Source organism: Hydrotalea lipotrueae (assembly GCF_019249625.1).
GTDB classification, from domain to species: domain Bacteria; phylum Bacteroidota; class Bacteroidia; order Chitinophagales; family Chitinophagaceae; genus Hydrotalea; species Hydrotalea flava.
The window spans coordinates 31,595-50,958 of record NZ_JAESDL010000016.1 but is presented as its reverse complement, the minus strand read 5'-3'; the positions used below and the strand labels follow the sequence as shown (position 1 = coordinate 50,958).

The following is a 19,364-nucleotide window of genomic DNA, read 5'->3' as shown; positions in this document are numbered from 1 at the left end:
ATTATACAGATACCCGCAAACGATGTAACAGCCATACTTTTATAGCATCATTAATTACCAAATTGCAAAACAAGAAATACAATAAGGTACATACTGCAGGTATTATTGGTAATACTGCAAAACCTGTAAATCCAACAGGCAGCAGTATCAGTACCAAAAACATATCTGCAATAATTACCCACAATAAAGTGTTACTAATAGGTTCTCGATAAAACCAGCTATTGGTACGTACGGTTAGTACCGCACAAATACCTGAATAAAACAATGTTGCAAAGCCAAGTGTGTGTAACATTTCCGGCTGTGTAATTTTAAAATGATGGGATGCCCATAAGAACCATACCAAACACTCTACAAACAATAATATACCTAAAACAAAACCTTTCAAAACCATAGGTTTTATATTCCAGTTGGCAGGCGATTTGCTCCATTTAACTTTATCAGTTGCCAATGCCAGCACTACAAAATCAATTAAAAATAACATTAATACCATATCAATGGGGCCAACAACAAAAGTATTAGTAATGAGGTAGGCCACACAAACAAACAAAATAGTTTGCAATGTTTTAGCTATTTTATTAACCGTATAATTGGTAATGCGAACGTGTGTTATTCTGCCTACTCTAATTAAATCAACTATTTGCTTTAAGCCTGCCTGCAACAAAATAACACTAGCAGCCTGTTTTGCAACATCTGTGGCACTGCTCACCGCAATACCTACCTCAGCTTGTTTTAAAGCCGGCGCATCATTTACACCATCGCCAGTCATTCCTGTTATTTGTTTTTCCTGCTGCAATATTTTTACAATATTGTATTTATCTTCCGGTAAAACCTCGGCAAAGCCATCATATTTTTTAATAACGGTACCTGACTGCTGTAATGTTTCCCGTACTTCATTAATAGCTATAATCCTATTTCCTACTCCTGCCTGCAAAGCAATTTCTTTGGCAACCGGCAAAGCATCACCCGTAAGCATTTTTACAGTTACCCCCAGTTCTTTAATAGCAGCCAACATTTCAGCAGAATCTGGTCGAGGAGGATCATATAAAGCTGCAATACCCACTAATTGGGTAGTATTGTTTTTTTGAATGGCTACTGCAAGTGTTTTAAAACCTTTGATTGCCCACGAATTAACTGTTGCATCTAATTCAACGTTTATAGTTGTACATAAGGATTGGATGGTAACATAAGCCCCTTTCATTACCTTAAAAACATCATTATTATGGGTAATGGTGGCTTCTGTTCTTTTAGCTGCAGCTGAAAATGGCGTGAAAGATTTTTGTTGATATTCCACTGTACTAATACCGGTAGATTTCATTTTTGCAAAAAAAGCCTCATCAATGGCATCATTATTAGCGGCTACTGAGGCTAATGTGCCGAATAATAAAACGTCATTTTCAGTAAAACCATTAGCAGATTTTAATTCTTGTAAAGAAAGTTTGTTTTCTGTAATGGTTCCTGTTTTATCAATACATAGCGTTGTTAATGTAGCTGCATCTTCTGTAGCACTTAAACGACTAACAAGTAATCCTTTATCAGATAACTCCTGCGATGCTTTAGCCATACTAATAGTAAACATGGCAGGTAAACCAATAGGTACTGCTGATACAAGCAATATTAAAATGAGAGGAAGCGTATTTAAAAAAGGCGCACCGCCCATCAATGCATCAACTACTGTTATACCCAACACAACTACTACTATAGAAAATAAAATCTGCACCACTTTTGTCACAATTTCTTCCATGTGCATCTTGTGTTTCGCAGTCATAATTAAACCGGCAGTTTTACCAAAGACAGTATTAGCAGCCGTAGCAATTACTAAGGCTGTACACTCACCATTTTTTACAATAGAACCTGAAAAAATTACATCGTTTATGCCTGCCTTAATTAAGGCAGATTCGCCGGTTAAAGCAGATTTATCTACCTGAATATCTCCCTCCATAACTTGCATATCGGCTATCAAAAAGTCGCCGGTTCTTATTCTTAGTACATCACCAGGAACAACCGCATGAGAGGGAAGATTTAGCCATTTACCATTTCGTAAAACCCTAACCGTTACAGTTAGTTTCGCTTTTAATGATGCTACCGTTTTTGCGGCCCTTAACTCCTGCCAAAAACCAACTATTCCATTAAACAATAATAGTCATGCAATAAGCCATCCGTCAAATTTTTTATGCAATAAGAAAGAAACAATTATTGTTATTTCTAACATCCAAGCTGTTAGACCCCAGAAATGGCGCAAAAAAAGCAAGAGAACAGGTGTTTTTTTCTCTACCACCTCATTGGCGCCAAATTTTTTTTGTAAGGCATACACCTGCTCATCGGTAAGCCCGGTATGTACATTGGTGCCAAAAACTTTCAATTGTTCCGGCAGGGTTATAGGGTTCATATACTAAAACATTAATAAACTATTGACCGGTAGGCACTATGAATAATGGTTTTTTAGTATGTTTCAAAATTTTAGCCGGTACATTACCTAATAGCAAAGTATCTAACCCACTATGGCTATGCGAGCCTATTACAATAATATCCGCATTATATTCATCTGCATATGATAAAATAGCGTCTGCCGTGTTGCCTTCAAGAATAAATGTTTTTACTTTATCATCGCCCAGATGTTTAACTGCGGAAGATAAAAATTCACCGGCCTGTTTTTTTAATTCTTCCACCAACTCAATAGTGTTAGCAGTATTAAAACCACCAAAACCCATAATGGGTGAATAGTCTACTGCATAATAGCCTGCGTCTGCCACCACATGTATTAAACAAACATCAGCCTGCATAGCTTTGGCTAACTGATATCCTTTTTCGGCAATTAACTGTGCAGAAGGATTGTAATCGAGGGCAATTAATACTTTTTTCATGTTGTAATTTTTAAATTTGAAAGAAAAGGGAAAATGCTTTTATTTGTTCATTTTCAATGCCTTGAATGTATTTTTTAAACAAATTTGTAAGATATAAATTTAAACGGATATACACCAAAATTTAAAGGCTAAAAATGTATAAAAAATTAGTTTAACACATTTGGTTGTAGCAAATGAAACGCATTCTGAATCATTTTAACTTCTATGATATCGCTACTATCAACCGGCTCTCCGTCTATGTGCATGGGGGCATGCTTTAAATTACGAATGGTAATGGCAGGTGCTTGAAAGTAAATAACGTTTTTATGCGTAATTTCATTTACCAATTCTTGCAAACGGTTATTACCTTTTATTTGTTTAAGTAAAGCAAAAGGTATTTTGGCTTTATTCATTTTTTGAATAATTACAATATCTAAAAGTCCGTCGTTTAAGCTAGCGGCTGGTGCAATAGTTAAATTATTGCCAAACTGATTACTATTGGCAATTGTAATTGCAAAGGCATCGGTATAAAATGAAAAATCGTTTAGTTGAACTTCAAATTGAAAAGGCTGTGCTTTAAAAAAATTGATGAGGCTTTCTTTTGTATAAGTAAATAATCCGCGCTTTGAGTTCATAGCAAAACGATGTGCCACCTGGGCATCAAAACCTAGTCCGCTAAGCATACAAGAGTAATAATGATTTAAAGTAAACGCGTCAACAGGTTGTGCTTTACCATCAAAAATAACTTTTAATGCAGCTTTTGGTTTTTTAGGAATATTTGCCGCAAAGGCTAATCCGTTACCTGAACCTACGGGTATAATGCCAAAATGAACTTTGTAATGGCGCAAAGCCTGGGTAACCTGATTAACGGTACCATCGCCCCCGGAAATAATTACATCGGTAATACCTTCGTTTTCAATTTTATCTTTTACTATATCATAATTAGCAATGGGCGAAGTTGGTAAAATTTCAAAAGGAATATTTCGGGCACTTGTTTCAGATTCAATTAACTGAATAAGGGCGTCTTTCTTAGTGGCACCTGAAATGGGATTCACTAAATAAATAATTTTACGGGCCATGTTTGCAACAATTAGAAAATAGAGAATACAAATGGAATGAAATCGAAGCAAGCATTACCATTTTAGTAATGCACTTGCCCAGGTAAATCCGCTGCCAAAAGCAGCCAAACAAACAAGATTACCTGTTTTTATTTTGCCTTGCTCCCAAGCTTCGCAAAGGGCTATGGGTATAGATGCCGCTGTTGTGTTGCCATAATGCTGAATATTATTGTATACTTTTTCATCGGGTAATCCCAATTGCTGTTGTACAAACTGCGCTATGCGTAAATTGGCCTGATGGGGGATTAACATATCCAAATCGGCCGGCTGATAATCATTGGCCTGCAAGGCCTCTTTAATTACTTCCGGAAATTTTACCACTGCTTTTTTAAAAACGGCGGGGCCATCCATGAACGGAAAATTCTCTGCATTGTCTATCATAGCATGACTCATAAACATATCTGCAATGGGTGCATCATTAAAGGTTGCATAATTTTTAGTGCCCCAATAGTTGGCATGGGTTCCGGGATTATACATGGCTAAAATTTCAGCCGATTCACCATCACTATGCAAGTGTGTACTTAAAATTCCACGATTTGTATCTTCACTTGGCTGCAGCACCACGGCACCGGCACCATCACCAAAAATAACACTTACATTACGACCACGGGTGCTAAAATCTAAACCAAAGCTGTGTTTTTCAGAACCTACCACCAATATATTTTTATACATGCCGGTCTTTATAAACTGGTCTGCTACACTTAATGCATACACAAATCCACTGCATTGATTTCTGACATCCAAAGCACCCACTTCTTTCATTTTTAAAGCACGTTGCAATAAAACACCGCAACCGGGAAAATAATAATCGGGTGAAAGGGTGGCAAAAACGATAAAATCAATGTCCTGAGGCGTAATTCCGGAACGCTCAATGGCTATTTTAGCGGCTTCTACACCCATTGTAGTTGTGGTTTCATTGGTACGGTGTGCATATCTACGCTCTTTTATTCCTGTTCTTTCCTGTATCCAGGCATCACTGGTATCCATGTATTGCAGCAAATCATTGTTCGTTATTACTTGTTCAGGAGCATACATGCCAATACCAGCAATTGCAGATCGTATCATAATTCTCAATTTAGAAGTGAAGGTAAAGCAAAATAATTTTGACGGAATGAATTTTGAGTCTATTTTCGCACCCGCAATGAATAAAGTAATCTATACCAAACGTACCAAAAAACCTGTTTAGCGGGAAGGTACTTTGTTTGTGTATAGGCAACATAAATTAAAACCTTCCCTTCAACGGAAGGTTTTTTTATTGTTATACACTTCATTCAATAAACATAACACAGAGCGTAAAGCAAGCAAACATCATTTATTCACAAAAAAAACAAACAATGAAAGTAGCCGTAGTTGGAGCTACCGGTTTAGTAGGCTCAAAAATGTTACAAGTTTTGGAAGAAAGAAACTTCCCCGTTACTGAATTAATTCCCGTTGCCTCTGAAAAATCTGTTGGCAAACAAGTTATTTTTAAAGGGAACCCACATACTGTAGTTGGTATGGAGCAGGGCATTGCAGCCAAACCGGCAGTTGCTATCTTTTCTGCAGGCGGTGGTACTTCTTTAGAATGGGCACCCAAATTTGCAGCAGCAGGCATTAAGGTAATTGATAATTCCAGTGCCTGGCGCATGGATCCTTCTAAAAAATTAGTAGTGCCTGAAGTAAATGCCAACGTGTTAACCAAAGATGATTTTATTATTGCAAATCCAAATTGTTCTACCATTCAAATGGTAGTTGCTTTGCAACCCCTTCACAAAGCCTATACCATACAACGTATTGTGGTAAGTACATACCAAAGTGTTACCGGCACAGGCAAAAAAGCGGTTGACCAGTTAATGAATGAAAGAAAAGGTATTCAGGGAGAAATGGCTTATAAATACCCCATCGACTTAAATGTAATTCCTCAAATTGATGTGTTTTTAGACAATGGTTACACCAAAGAAGAAATGAAAATGGTGAATGAAACCAAAAAAATTATGCAGGATAACAGTATTCGCGTAACGGCAACCACCGTTCGTATTCCGGTAGTGGGCGGGCATAGCGAAAGTGTAAATATTGAATTTGAAAAAGAATTTGATGTAGCGGAAGTAATAAACTTGTTGAGCAAAGCACCCGGAGTAATTGTACAACAGGATGATGCTGCACAATTATACCCCATGCCGCTTTGGGCGCATGAAAAAGATGAAGTTTTTGTTGGCCGTATTCGCAGAGATGAAACACAGCCCAAAACTTTGAATATGTGGGTAGTGAGCGATAACCTGCGCAAAGGTGCTGCTACCAATGCCGTTCAAATTGCCGAATACTTAATGGATAATCATTTGCTGTAGTATTATGGATTTTATCTTTTTACACCTTCCTTAAAGTTTTAAACTGGCGGGAAGGTGTAATTTTTTTGAATAAATTTAGGGTATGAAGTTATTATCGGCTGCACAACTGCAACAATGGGATGCATTTACCATGCAACACGAACCCATTGCATCTATCCATTTAATGGAACGGGCAGCATTAGCCTGCACCAAATGGCTATTACAGCAAAATTTTATACAACAACCTGTTTTTATTTTTTGCGGCAAAGGCAATAATGGAGGCGATGGATTAGCCATTGCCCGCCAATTATTTGAGGCCGGCATTATACCATCCGTTTATATTTTGGAATTTGGCAGGCCAGGTACCGATAATTTTCAGGAAAATTTACACCGGCTGCATATATTAGGTCTGGCTGTTCAATATATTTCTACAGAAGCTTTATTACCAATTATTCCTGAAAATGCAGTGATTATTGATGCATTACTCGGTGCAGGACTGAATAAACCACTAAGTGGCTTATATGCAATAATTGTACAGCATATCAATAAAGCTCATTCAATAATAATATCCATCGATGTTCCTACAGGTATGTTTATTGATAGTAGTGTAAATGGGGGTACCGTTGTAAGTGCCCGACATACCCTTTCTTTTCAATGCTATAAATTGTGTTTTTTGGCAGCCGAAAATGCGCCCTATTTTGGGAAAGTACATATTTTGGATATTGGGCTACACCCCCAATTTCTACAAAAATTGGATACTACATTTTCAATGATTGAATTGGATGGCATACAACAATGCATTTCCGTTAGAAATCCGTTTGCACATAAAGGCGCATTTGGACATGCATTACTCATTGCAGGCAGTACAGAAAAAATGGGTGCTGCACTCATGGCAACGGGTGCTGCCTTGCGAAGCGGATGTGGATTGGTTACCACTCAGGTGCCTGCTCAAGCTGCTGCTACATTAAATATTCGCTATCCTGAGGCAATGCTATTAATGAGAGAAGCCGGCTTGAATGATTTTACCCCTTATACATCTGTAGGTATTGGCCCCGGATTGGATGTGAATGATGCATCAGTATTACTGCTTCAACAGCTAATAGCGCATTATGATCAACCTATGGTTATTGATGCAGATGCCCTCAACATTATAGCACAACATAAAGATTGGTTGCAACAATTACCGGCCGGAACCATTCTTACACCACATCCTAAAGAATTTGACCGGGTATTTGGTACATCGGCTAATGAATTTGAAAGAATTGAAAAAGCAGTGCAATTATCTGCTGCCCTTGCCATTACAGTGGTTTTAAAAGGTCATTATACATTAGTAGCACATCAGGGAAAGGGTAGTTTTAATACCAGTGGCAACGTTGGATTAGCCAAGGGCGGTTCCGGCGATGTTTTAACCGGCATTATTACAGCTTTACTGGCACAGGGTTATGCGCCGCAAACAGCTGCACAATTAGGTGTGTATTTACATGGATTGGCAGCTGATCTGGCATTAGAAATCCAATCAGAAGAAAGTTTACTGGCAACCGATGTAATTGAAAATTTAGGCAAAGCATTTTCTTATTGCAAACCGACTGACTTTTTTAATCATTAACCTTCAATAGCACGATTTAAAAAATGAATAACCGGTTGCAGTGCTTCAAAAGCCCGGATAACTTTTTGAAGCAGGACTTTATTGGTTAAATCCTCATCCAATAAGGGTTTTGTGGCAATCCAGCTTTTCAGTTTTAAATAAGTAATAGCCGGATTTTCTTTATCATAACCTTTGGGTTCACGCTGTAAAAACATGCCTTCTTCTCTGCTTAAATCGCCGTACTGCTGTTGAAAAGGTTTTGCTTTAATGATATTTCTCCATTCATCCCAACAATAATCAATTTCCTGCCGTACTTTTTGGATCACTTCCTTTGCCGGCATCCAAAGACCGCCACCTACAAAACTTTTTCCCGGTTCCAAATGAAAATAATAGCCTGCCAGGATTGATTTTTTGCCACCCTTGCTAAATGCAGCGCCCATATTGGTTTTATAAGGACTTTTATTGGTACTGAAACGCACATCGCGATTGATGCGAAAAATACAATCTTTGGAATGCAGCGGTAATAAATCGGGTTCCACCTTTGAAAAACCGGATAGTATTTGTGTTGTGAATGCAATAAAATCGGCTCGTGCCGCATCGTATTTTACTCTGTTTTCATTGAACCACTCTTTGTTATTGTGCTTTGCCAAGTGTTGCAGAAAACGGAGGGTAGATAGTTGTAACATATACAAATAAAAATGTTAACAAGAAACGCAAATGGAATTCCGTTAACAAAACAAAGTATTGAATAAAATATTTTATCAATTCAAAAATAGGTTACACTTTAACGTGGCCCCAGTTTTCACCCCGCTTAATACGTGTAATGGCCATTTCGCTTACGCCATATTTCTCGGCCAATTGCTTATAGGTTAGTTTACGCTTGGGGTTAGCCAGCATTTTTTTAATATCTTTCACCTGAGCAAGGGTTAACTTCAATCCCTTTTTAAGTTCAGATGTTCTTTGAAGCAGTTTTTTTCTGGCTGCTTTTACACGGGGGTTATTTTTATTGTGCTCAATCACTTCTTCCTGAGTAGCCCATTTTAAATTTTCGGCACGGTTGTCTTTTTTATTATGATTGAGATGAATAATAAATTTTTCGTTTGCCTTAGGTTTTTTCAGGAATAACTCGCCCACAGCTCTGTGCAAAAGAAAATGGGTATAACTATCCTTTACTTTCAGGCGAATGATGCGATAACCCTCTATCGCAGAGCCTTTTAGCAGGGTGCCGTCTTTTTTAAAATTGGTGGTAAAAGAGGCAATTCTTCCCATGTTGCTTACCATGTATTTTTTTTGAAGGACATCTGAGTTCGTAAAGGAGAACTGGCGCCACTTTTCGTTGGGTAGGTGTTCAAACATAGTTAAAGGTTATTTATTGTTGCAATAAAGATAGAAATTCATTTTCATCAATTATCTTAATTGTATTAATCTTTTTTGCTTTTTCCAGTTTCCCTCCCGCATCTGCCCCCACTACCAGGTAATTGAGCTTGCTGCTAACACTGCCAACAATAACGCCCCCCCGTTGTTCTACCATCTCTTCTGCCTCATTTCTTTTAAATTTGGTGAGTGTACCTGTAAATAAAAAACTTTGCCCTTGCAGGGTGCTGCTTTGCGTTTTTGTTCGTTTTTCGTTGTAACACTGAATACCCAAAGCCTCTAATTCTTCTAACATAGCCATATTTTGGCGATTGCTAAAAAAATGACGAATACTGTCTGCTACTTTAACGCCAACATCTTCTAATTGTTGTAGCGCCAATGTATCCATTTTCCCCAAATCGAACAAATGGGTAATAGCATTGGCCAATGTTTTGGCAGTTGTTTCTCCAACAAAACGTATACCCAACGCATAAATTAACCGATGAAGTGGTTGCTTTTTAGAGGCTTCAATGGCTTGCTGTAAATTATCAACCGACTTTTTTCCAAATCCTTCCAATTGTGCAATAGCAGGAAAATCGAGTTTATAAATGCCCGGAATATCTTTCAACAGCCCTAATTCATAAAAACGCCTGATATTAGCTTCTCCCAGGCTTTTAATATCCATGGCATCTTTGCTCACAAAATGAACCATTCTTTCTACCACCTGAGCCGTACATTCTATGTTTACACAACGCCAAACCGCTTCACCGACTTCTTTAAATAGTGGGCTATGGCATACCGGGCAATGGTTAGGGAAATGTATGGCTTTTTCATGGCCGGTTCTTAACTCAGGTAACGATTTTACAATTTGCGGTATTACATCGCCGGCTCTTTCAATTAATACGGTATCGCCAATTTTTAAGTCTTTGTCTTTGATGTACTCTTCATTGTGTACCGATATACTGGATACCGTTACCCCGCCAATGGCTATCGGTATTAGCTTTGCCACCGGTGTAATGGCACCTGTTCTGCCTACCTGAAACTCGATCGAATTTAAAATGGTAGTGGCCTGACGTGCTTTAAACTTATAGGCAATGGCCCACCGTGGGTGGTGACTCGTCATTCCTAATAAATCCTGTAATGATAAACTGTTCACCTTTACCACCATGCCATCTATTTCATAAGGCATTGTATCACGTAAATGCTCAAAAGCTTCAACCTGTTCTATCACTCCATCAATGCCTTGTACAATTTTTTGCTCTTTTACCGGTGCATGCAATCCACATTCCCAAAGCAATTGTAACATGCCTGCATGGGTTTGTAATAAAGCAGACGCGTTTACTTCGCTATCAGCAAATTTTGTGTAATAACTTACGTGATATAAAAATGCTTCCAGGTTGCGTTTAGCAACTTCTTTGGGATCTTTCATCCGTAAACTTCCCGAAGCGGCATTTCTTGGATTTGCCATGATGGGTAAACCCTGTTCTGCTAATTTTTCATTATACAGTTCAAATGCTCGCTTACTCATAATTACTTCACCCCTTATTTCAATTAACTGAATACCATGTTTAGAAAAAGGCGCTGTTAAGGGTATGGAACGAATTTGTTTGATGTTGTTGGTAATATCCTCTCCTTCTACCCCATCGCCACGGGTAACAGCGCGAATTAAAATATCGTTTTCATATACCAGTGAAATGCCGGCACCATCAAATTTTGGTTCCAGTGTATATTCAACCACGGACAAATTGGTCAATTCCCGTACTTTTCTATCCCAGTCTAACAAATCGGCTTTATTATAACTGTTTTCCAAACTTAACATGGGTACCAAATGGGCTACCGTTAAAAAGTTTTGATTCAAACTATTACCCACCCGTTGTGTAGGAGAAACAGGCGTAATTAATTCCGGATGCGCTTTTTCAGTTTTTTCTAATAACTTATACAACCTGTCATATTCATAATCACTAATCAGGGGGGTGTTGGCTACATAATATTGGTATTCATGAAATCGCAATACTTCACGCAACTCTTCAATATTTGCAGCAGCATGCTGCATTGCATCAGGCGCCGATTCCTTTTGAAGCCATTGTTGTGTTAAACGTGATAAACTATGAATATGCTCCGTGTTATACATGCTAAAAAATTAACTTCAAATTTACTGCCTTGCACATAAATTCAATTTTTTTGCCCATGTAAAATTTACACAATGCCTAAAAGTATTACCTTCATTGCCCCAAAATTCCCATACATTTTTTAAGATGTAAGGAAAATACTTGCCAACAATGAAACTGAACAACCACCAAACCGAATTGCCGGAGAAACGGCCACTGATTACCGATGTTCATGCCTTAGTTAATTCCTATCCCCGTGTACCTATTACGGTTGACTGTGTAATATTTGGATTTGACGGACAAGATTTAAAGGTTTTATTAATTAGGAGTGACTTGGAAATGTACAAAGGTAAATGGACCTTGTTGGGCGATTTTGCAGAAGACAATGAAGAATTAGACGATGCAGCTTACCGGGTTTTGAAAATAAGAACGGGCATGACAGATGTGTATTTAGATCAGGTACGCACTTTTAGCAAACCCAACCGGCACCCGGGCGGCAGGGTGTTAACCGTTGCCTATTGTTCTTTACTCAACATACAACACCACGAAGTAAAAATATTAGACAATGAGTTGCACTGGCATAGTGTAAATTCTATCAAAGAAATGGCTTTTGATCATAAAGAAATTTTAGATACCTGCCACCAATGGTTACAAAAAAGAATTCAGGAACATCCGTTGGGCTTTAATTTATTACCCGAAAAATTCTCGCTTCGCGAATTACAGAATTTATATGAAGCCATTTTAGGCATTGAATTAGACCGCCGTAATTTCAGAAAAAAATTTGCTGCCATGGGCCTTTTAATTGATATAGGTGAAATGGAACAGGATGTGCCACACAGACCCGGCAAATTGTATAAGTTCAATTTCCAGAAATACGAAAAGAATAAACGCAAATGGATTGGTATTGATTTCTAAAAAAGGTTCCATAACTTTCCGTTGCAAGAAAAGCACATTTGTGTTCACAGGTGAAATGGGCAGTACATGATAGTTTAATACCCATTGCTGCATTTTTTCGCATCATTCATTCTAACCAAAACACTTAAACATGAGAACAATCACCATTTTATGCTTTTTCGCCTTACCCTTATTTCTTCAGGCACAAAAAGATACCATCCCCACTGAACAAATTAGCATAGCTGCCGGATTAGCCGATCTTTCTTTTACCCAACAGGAATTAGATTCCATGCAACAGGGTATAACGCAATTTTATCACACTTACCAATCGTTACACCGCCAATCACTGCCTAACGATGTGCCCATGAGCTTGTGGCAAAGCCCGGTAGTAGCCGGCATGCATTTTTCTAATCAACAATTACCTATTCATTGGGAAATGCCTAAAACAGTGGTATTACCCACCCATTTAAACGAATTAGCATTTTACTCCATACCTCAATTGGCTTATTTAATTCAACACAAAAAAATTACTTCGGTTGCACTCACCAAATTTTTCATTCAACGCATCAAACAATTTGGCGATACCTTGCAATGCGTTATTACCCTTACTGAAGATTTAGCATTGCAACAAGCCGCACAGGCCGATGCTGAAATAGCCGCCGGCAAATACAAAGGCATGTTACATGGCATACCCTATGGATTGAAAGATTTATTTGCTGTAAAAGGCTATAAAACTACCTGGGGCGCAGCACCCTACAAAAACCAAACCATTGATGAAAATGCTTTTGTATATGAACAATTACGCAAAGCCGGTGCCGTTTTAGTAGCTAAATTTACTTTAGGGGCCTTGGCCATGGGCGATTATTGGTTTGGCGGACGCACCAAAAATCCATGGGATTTAACAAGAGGGTCATCCGGTTCTTCGGCAGGTCCAGCAGCCGCTACTGCAGCAGGATTGGTACCTTTTGCCATTGGCACAGAAACCTGGGGAAGTATTGTTTCGCCTTCATCCACATGCGGCGTTACCGGTTTACGCCCCACATTTGGCAGTATTAGCAGAACAGGCGCTATGACGCTTAGCTGGAGTTTAGATAAAATTGGCCCCATTTGCCGCTCTGCAAATGATGCGGCTATTGTATTTAATGCCATTCATGGTACTGATGGAATAGATGAATTGGCTGTAAACCGCCCATTTAATTACACGCCTAATAAACCCATACAAGCTTATAAAATAGCGTATTCCAAAAACTATTTCGATAATATAACCGATACCTCCAGAAATGAATGGAAAGTGTTAGAAACATTTAAAAAAATGGGGGTTCAATTAATTCCCGTTAATTTTCCCGACAGTGGGGTTTACAATGTCAATATTATGAGTATTGTAATTGGTGCTGAGTGTGCCGCTGCTTTTGATGCATTTACCCGCGGTAATTTAGATGATGAAATGACCCGGCAAAGCCGTTACGACTGGCCCAACCAGTTTAGAGAAGCCAGGTTAATACCCGCCGTAGAATACATCAATGCCAATAGGCACCGTTACTTGCTGATGCAAAAAGTAAATGCATTACTGCAACAATACGATGCAGTTATTTGTCCCACCCGTGGCAGTGGCAACCAGTCGGCCATTACCAATTTAACAGGCAACCCGGTGGTTTGCGTTCCCACGGGTTTTGATAAAAGGTTTCATTTACCCACCAGCATTACTTTTATTGGTAATTTATACGATGAAGGCACACTGTTGCGCATTGCAGAAGCTTATCAGCAGGCAACACCTTGGAACAAAACCTATCCTAAGCTATTTCAATAAAGATGAATAAGTTTTAAACACTCCGGCAGCTTTTCACAGCTGCTTTTTTTATGCCATCATTCATGGGAAATTACTTTTCATTGTACAATCAAAACAAAAAAGCAAAATAAAAAGCACCCAAAAAAGGCAGTTTTATAACACGATGAAAATTTTTAATCAAAATTTTTATTGAAAATCAATTAGTTATGAAAGCGCTATTAAAAAAGATCGTCAAGACACTAAAAATTCAACAATAGAACACCTACCTTTGCCATCCCAAAAAAATGGGACATTCGCCGGGGGGATAGCCCCGATATCATTTAAACAAACCATATTATGAGTCATCTTCATTTCACTACCAAGCATGCAAACGCGGCTACCGTTAAGCACAACTGGTATGTTGTAGACGGTACTAATCAAACCGTAGGGCGCATTGCTTCAAAAATTGCCGCTGTATTAAGAGGCAAAAACAAAGCATACTACACACCGCATGTAGACTGTGGCGATTATGTTATTATCATCAATGCCGATAAAGTTGTTTTAACCGGCAATAAAATGGATGATAAAATGTACATTAACTTCTCAGGTTATCCCGGCGGTAAAAAAGAAGAAGCAGCCAAAGATTTATTAAAACGCAGACCTGAAGTGCTTTTAGAAAGAGCCATTAAAGGCATGCTACCTAAAAATCGCCTCGGCCGCAAAATGTTCAATAAATTGTTTGTTTATGCCGGCAGCGAGCATCCACATAGTGCACAACAACCCAAAGAATTAAAATTTTAATCTAATTTCTAACATCAATTCCAAATAAATGGAAAAGCAAAAAAACGCAGTTGGTCGCCGTAAAGAAGCCGTAACCCGGGTTTTTATTAGTAAGGGTGAAGGTAAAATTACCGTGAACGACAAAGATTATAAAGAATATTTTCCTTTGGTTTACTTACAAAACCAGGTAGAGGCCCCTTTAAAGACTGCTGAAGTAATTACCAAATTTGATGTAGTTATCAATGCACAAGGTGGTGGTTTAAAAGGCCAAGCCGAAGCAGCAAAATTAGGCATAGCCCGTGCTTTACTAGAAGTAAACCCCGAGTTTAGGCCTGTATTAAAAGCCGCCGGATACTTAAAACGTGATCCCCGCAGTGTTGAACGTAAGAAATTTGGTCATAAAAAAGCCCGTAAGAGCTACCAATTCAGCAAACGTTAATCAGTATTGGATTACGCAAACCCTATCATTCAAACTATTTATACAAACACAATGGAAAATAATACTTCACTACAGCAGCAGTTGTTAGAAGCCGGTGTGCATTTTGGCCATTTAAAAAAGAAATGGAATCCTAAAATGTTACCTTACATCTATGCAGAAAAAAAAGGGATTCACATTATTGACCTGAACAAAACAGTAGACCATCTTCAGGAAACAGCCGCCGCTATGAAGCAAATTGCCAAGAACGGTAAAAAAATTATGTTCGTGGCTACCAAAAAGCAGGCTAAAGAAATTGTGGCTGAATGCGCAAAACGCGTAAACATGCCCTTTGCTACTGAACGTTGGTTAGGTGGTATGCTCACTAACTTTAATACTGTTCGTAAAAGCGTTAAAAAAATGCAGAGCATTGAAAAAATGCTGAACGATGGCAGTGCAGACAGCCTAACCAAAAAAGAGCGCCTTACGCTTAGCCGCGATAAAGAAAAAATGGAAAAAGTATTAGGTGGTATTGCCCAAATGAGCAGACTGCCCGCAGCTTTATTCTTAGTAGATATTGGTGTAGAACATATTGCTTTAGCAGAAGCCAAACGTTTAGGTATTACAACTTTTGGTATGGTAGATACCAATTGCGATCCTAACAAAGTTGATTTCCCTATTCCGGCTAATGATGATGCCACTAAATCAATTGCCATCATTACCAATTATTTAACCGCTGCTATTGCAGAAGGTTTGGCAGAACGTCAGGCAAATAAAGAAGAAGAAGATACCAACGATGATGCAAACGAATTAGAAGCAAAAGCACGCAGACTGGAAGCTGAAGCACAAAGTGAAGCCGCACGTACCCGTAAAGGTGGCCGTGGTGCAGAACCAGGTGCCGGTGCACCAAAACGCAGAGTGCCCAACAGTCGCAGACCTGCAGGTGGTGGCAGATAAAATATATACGGTACATTGAGCCCGAATGAATCATTTATTTTGTGCCCGGCTGTATCAATTTATTCCAACTTCCGTTGCGTCGCACACTGCAACACCTGTACTTTCTTCAACATTTCATAACCTGTAACAACACAGCGTTTATAAAAGTATAGGTAACTTTGCAAAAATTTTTTCAATGACTAAATAATTTTACAAATGAGTACATCCGTTTCTATAACCGCAGCCGATATTAATAAATTGCGCCAGGCAACCGGCGCTGGTATGATGGACTGCCGTAAAGCTTTAACCGAAACCAATGGCGATTTTGAAGCAGCTATTGACTGGTTGCGCAAACAAGGTCAGAAAGTTGCTGCTAAACGTAGCGATCGTGAAGCAAAAGAAGGTGTTATTATTGCAAAAACCACTGCCAATAATACAACCGGCTTCATTGTATGCATTAGTTGCGAAACTGACTTCGTTTCAAAAAATGCCGATTTTGTTGCTTTTGCACAATCTATTGCTGATGCAGCAGTGGCCAACAATGTAAAAAGTGCTGAAGAATTAAACGAAGTAATCGTAAACGGTGCCAAAGTATCCGATTTAATTAATGATAAATTAGCTGCTATCGGCGAAAAAATAGGCATTCAGAAATTTGAAAGAATTGAAGCACCTTATGTTGCCTCATACATTCATGGTGCCAACCGTATGGGTGTGTTGGTTGGTTTAAATAAAGCCGCTGCTGAAGCAGGTAAAGATCTGGCCATGCAAATTGCAGCTATGAACCCTGTAGCAATTGATGCCGACTCTGTTCCTGCAGATGTAGTAGAAAGAGAAAGAGCCATTGTTACTGAACAAATTGCCGCCGATCCTAAAATGGCCGGTAAACCTGCAGAAATGATTGCTAAAATTGCAGATGGCAAATTAAATGCCTTCTTTAAAGAGCAAACATTACTGGCGCAGGCATTTGTAAAAGATGGTAGCAAAAGCGTAGGCGATTACCTGAAATCGGTAGATGCTGATTTAAAAGTAGTTTCTTTTAAGCGTATTGCATTGGGATAATATAATTTATTATGACTATATTTTAAAGGGAACCCACAAGGTTCCCTTTATTCATTTTGAAACTTCTGCAAAAAATCAGGTTATTTGCAGTATAATCAATTCTTTTAATTATGCTGCCTAAATACAAACGCATTTTACTGAAGCTATCCGGAGAAGCCCTTGTTGGTGATGTAAAAAATGGTGATCCCTTCGATCCAAAAATCATTGAACAATATGCACAAGACATTAAATTAGTAACCAACCTTGGTGTTCAGGTAGCCATTGTAATTGGAGGCGGCAATATTTACAGAGGCATGAATGAAGCTGAAAGTGGTATTGAAAGGGCACACGGCGATTATATGGGCATGCTGGCAACTGTAATCAATGCAATGGCCATGCAGGCAATGCTGGAAAAAATTGGCGTATATACCCGTTTACAAAGCGCTATTAATATGGAGCAGGTGGCCGAACCCTATATCCGCAGAAAAGCATTGCGTCATTTAGAAAAAGGTAGGGTAGTTATTTTTGGTGCCGGCACAGGCAACCCTTATTTCACTACAGATACTGCCGGTTCATTAAGAGCCATTGAAATGAAAGCAGATGTTATTTTGAAAGGTACAAGGGTAGATGGTATTTACAACGCCGATCCCGAAAAAGAACCCAATGCCAAAAGATTTGAAAATATCAGCTTTCAGGAATGTATTAACCAAAACCTGAAAGTAATGGACATGACAGCTTTTACACTCTGCATGGAAAATAAATTACCCATTATTGTTTTTGATATGAATAAACCGGGTAACCTGCTTAAAGTAGTAGAAGGAATGAATGTAGGAACACTGGTACAGTAACCCTTCATCCGCTCATAAAATTTATTTGATACAACATAGCTCCATAGCTAATTTCATGGTTTATGAGAAAAGCAATTTTATCAGGTGCTGTTATGCTCTGCTGCATGCTGCAAGCAGCAGCCCAACGCTCAATTTCTGTAAACGAGGCTGTGAACCTTGCACTTCAACATAATTTTAATATTCAAATTGCCAAAAGCAATATTCAAATTGCCAAAATAAACAACAATATAGGTGTGGCTGGGGGCTTACCAACCATAACAGGTACTGCTACCAATCAGGAAAGTATTGTCAACATCAATCAAAAAATCAACAGTGTAACCGGCGATAGAGATTTAACCCGCAATGGCGCCACCAGTAATAATTTAAATGCCGGCATTGCAGGTACTATGGTGTTGTATAATGGTTACAGAGTAATTACTACAAAAAAACAATTAGAAATGATTCAGGCACAAAGCGAATCTTTTTTTAATTCGCAGGTACAAAATACGATTGCGGCAGTAATGACGAAATATTTTGATGTAGTTCGGCAACGCAGCTATATGAAAACTTTGGAACAAAGTATTGAAGTATCCAAAAAACAATTGGAAATTATAGCAGTGAAACGCAAAATTGGCTTTGCCAATGATGCTGATTACTTTCAGGCTGAAATTGATTTACATAGTAAAGAGCAGGACCTTCAATCACAAAAAATTATTCTGGAACAAGGAAAAGCTGATTTGTTTAATCTACTCAGTATGCCCGCAGATTCTTCTGCAATGTTTACTGATTCTATTGCTATTGAAAACAATATAAAATTAGAAGATGTTCTAAATAAATTTAACCAGAATCCGGATATTGTAGCGGCTGATCAGCAAATTACCATTAACACACTCGCCGAAAAACAAACTGCTGCACAACGGTATCCAACCTTGCGTGTTAATAGCGGATTGAATTACGGAAGAAATTCCAGCAATGGCGGGCAAATTTTATTAAACCAGTCGTATGGCCCTTATGTTGGGCTTGGTTTATCCGTACCCATTTATAATGGAAGCATTTTAAAACGGCAACAACAAGCTGCTGCCATCAATACACACATTGCAAGAGTGCAAAAAGATGCCACCATTTTAAATTACCAAACCGATCTCACAAAAACATATCAAATGTATATCCATACATTAGATTTGATCGCCACCCAATACGCCATTAACCGGTTAACCGAACAATTGGTGAATTTAACCCTGCAGCGTTTTAGTTTATCGCAGGCTACTATTTTGGAAGTAAGAGCCGCACAACAAAGTTTTGAAGAAGCAGGTTATAAATTGGTGAATTTAAATTATGCCGCAAAAGCTGCAGAAATTGAATTAAAAAGGGTGGCTGGCATTTTGGCACCTTAAGTTTACTA

Annotated in this window: 18 protein-coding genes; 10 read left to right on the top strand and 8 right to left on the bottom strand. The window is 38.6% G+C overall.

What is annotated here, in order from left to right:
• Position 1: 1 nt before the first annotated feature.
• The 5 genes from JK139_RS10430 to JK139_RS10410 form a co-directional block, all read right to left on the bottom strand.
• Complete coding sequence (locus tag JK139_RS10430) at positions 2 to 2,134, bottom strand: HAD-IC family P-type ATPase (RefSeq protein ID WP_218331240.1); 2,133 nt, start codon at positions 2,132 to 2,134, stop codon at positions 2 to 4.
• A 6-nt stretch (positions 2,135 to 2,140) separates the two neighbouring features.
• Positions 2,141 to 2,386 (bottom strand): cation-transporting P-type ATPase, encoded by a 246-nt coding sequence (locus tag JK139_RS10425; protein WP_218331239.1) that lies wholly within the window; start codon positions 2,384 to 2,386, stop codon positions 2,141 to 2,143.
• Between the two features lie 19 nt (positions 2,387 to 2,405).
• Positions 2,406 to 2,861, bottom strand: a complete 456-nt coding sequence (locus JK139_RS10420; protein ID WP_074420927.1) for a universal stress protein — start codon at positions 2,859 to 2,861, stop codon at positions 2,406 to 2,408.
• 146 nt (positions 2,862 to 3,007) lie between these two features.
• Entirely contained in the window at positions 3,008 to 3,919 is a 912-nt protein-coding gene (locus JK139_RS10415) for a diacylglycerol/lipid kinase family protein (protein WP_218331238.1), read from the bottom strand.
• Between the two features lie 54 nt (positions 3,920 to 3,973).
• Positions 3,974 to 5,023: a 3-oxoacyl-ACP synthase III family protein gene (locus tag JK139_RS10410; protein WP_074420929.1), complete on the bottom strand. Its 1,050-nt coding sequence runs from the start codon at positions 5,021 to 5,023 to the stop codon at positions 3,974 to 3,976.
• Between the two features lie 269 nt (positions 5,024 to 5,292).
• Here JK139_RS10410 and JK139_RS10405 point away from each other — a divergent pair, with 269 nt between their 5' ends.
• Together JK139_RS10405 and JK139_RS10400 are read left to right on the top strand one after the other, a co-directional pair.
• The gene (locus JK139_RS10405; protein ID WP_074420930.1) at positions 5,293 to 6,282 is read left to right on the top strand and encodes an aspartate-semialdehyde dehydrogenase; all 990 of its coding nucleotides are present in this window, start codon (positions 5,293 to 5,295) and stop codon (positions 6,280 to 6,282) included.
• Positions 6,283 to 6,364: 82 nt separating this feature from the next.
• The gene (locus JK139_RS10400; protein WP_218331237.1) at positions 6,365 to 7,867 is read left to right on the top strand and encodes an NAD(P)H-hydrate dehydratase; all 1,503 of its coding nucleotides are present in this window, start codon (positions 6,365 to 6,367) and stop codon (positions 7,865 to 7,867) included.
• Here the strand turns inward: JK139_RS10400 and JK139_RS10395 are convergent.
• The 3 genes from JK139_RS10395 to ligA form a co-directional block, all read right to left on the bottom strand.
• A complete protein-coding gene (locus JK139_RS10395) occupies positions 7,864 to 8,532 on the bottom strand; it encodes a DUF2461 domain-containing protein (RefSeq protein ID WP_074418613.1) in 669 nt (222 codons plus the stop codon). The genes JK139_RS10400 and JK139_RS10395 overlap by 4 nt on opposite strands.
• 91 nt (positions 8,533 to 8,623) lie before the next feature.
• Positions 8,624 to 9,202 carry an HNH endonuclease gene (locus JK139_RS10390; protein WP_218331236.1) on the bottom strand — a complete coding sequence of 193 codons (579 nt, stop codon included), beginning with the start codon at positions 9,200 to 9,202 and terminating at the stop codon, positions 8,624 to 8,626.
• Between the two features lie 13 nt (positions 9,203 to 9,215).
• Positions 9,216 to 11,330, bottom strand: coding sequence for an NAD-dependent DNA ligase LigA (gene ligA, locus JK139_RS10385; protein WP_218331235.1), 2,115 nt, complete (start codon positions 11,328 to 11,330; stop codon positions 9,216 to 9,218).
• 148 nt (positions 11,331 to 11,478) lie between these two features.
• On the opposite strand from ligA, the gene JK139_RS10380 reads away from it, so the two are divergent.
• From JK139_RS10380 to JK139_RS10345, 8 genes are all read left to right on the top strand, one after another.
• Entirely contained in the window at positions 11,479 to 12,222 is a 744-nt protein-coding gene (locus tag JK139_RS10380; RefSeq protein WP_081299025.1) for an NUDIX hydrolase, read from the top strand.
• A gap of 130 nt (positions 12,223 to 12,352) precedes the next feature.
• Positions 12,353 to 14,008, top strand: a complete 1,656-nt coding sequence (locus JK139_RS10375; protein WP_218331234.1) for an amidase — start codon at positions 12,353 to 12,355, stop codon at positions 14,006 to 14,008.
• Positions 14,009 to 14,323: 315 nt separating this feature from the next.
• Positions 14,324 to 14,767: a 50S ribosomal protein L13 gene (gene rplM, locus JK139_RS10370; RefSeq protein WP_074420932.1), complete on the top strand. Its 444-nt coding sequence runs from the start codon at positions 14,324 to 14,326 to the stop codon at positions 14,765 to 14,767.
• Between the two features lie 28 nt (positions 14,768 to 14,795).
• The gene (gene rpsI, locus JK139_RS10365; RefSeq protein ID WP_074420933.1) at positions 14,796 to 15,185 is read left to right on the top strand and encodes a 30S ribosomal protein S9; all 390 of its coding nucleotides are present in this window, start codon (positions 14,796 to 14,798) and stop codon (positions 15,183 to 15,185) included.
• A gap of 51 nt (positions 15,186 to 15,236) precedes the next feature.
• On the top strand, positions 15,237 to 16,118 hold the full coding sequence (rpsB, locus tag JK139_RS10360) for a 30S ribosomal protein S2 (protein ID WP_068243447.1): 882 nt from the start codon (positions 15,237 to 15,239) through the stop codon (positions 16,116 to 16,118).
• A gap of 195 nt (positions 16,119 to 16,313) precedes the next feature.
• Positions 16,314 to 17,156 carry a translation elongation factor Ts gene (tsf, locus tag JK139_RS10355; RefSeq protein ID WP_074418627.1) on the top strand — a complete coding sequence of 281 codons (843 nt, stop codon included), beginning with the start codon at positions 16,314 to 16,316 and terminating at the stop codon, positions 17,154 to 17,156.
• A gap of 110 nt (positions 17,157 to 17,266) precedes the next feature.
• Positions 17,267 to 17,983, top strand: a complete 717-nt coding sequence (gene pyrH, locus JK139_RS10350) for a UMP kinase (RefSeq protein ID WP_068243449.1) — start codon at positions 17,267 to 17,269, stop codon at positions 17,981 to 17,983.
• A gap of 62 nt (positions 17,984 to 18,045) precedes the next feature.
• On the top strand, positions 18,046 to 19,356 hold the full coding sequence (locus JK139_RS10345) for a TolC family protein (RefSeq protein WP_074420935.1): 1,311 nt from the start codon (positions 18,046 to 18,048) through the stop codon (positions 19,354 to 19,356).
• Positions 19,357 to 19,364: the final 8 nt, after the last annotated feature.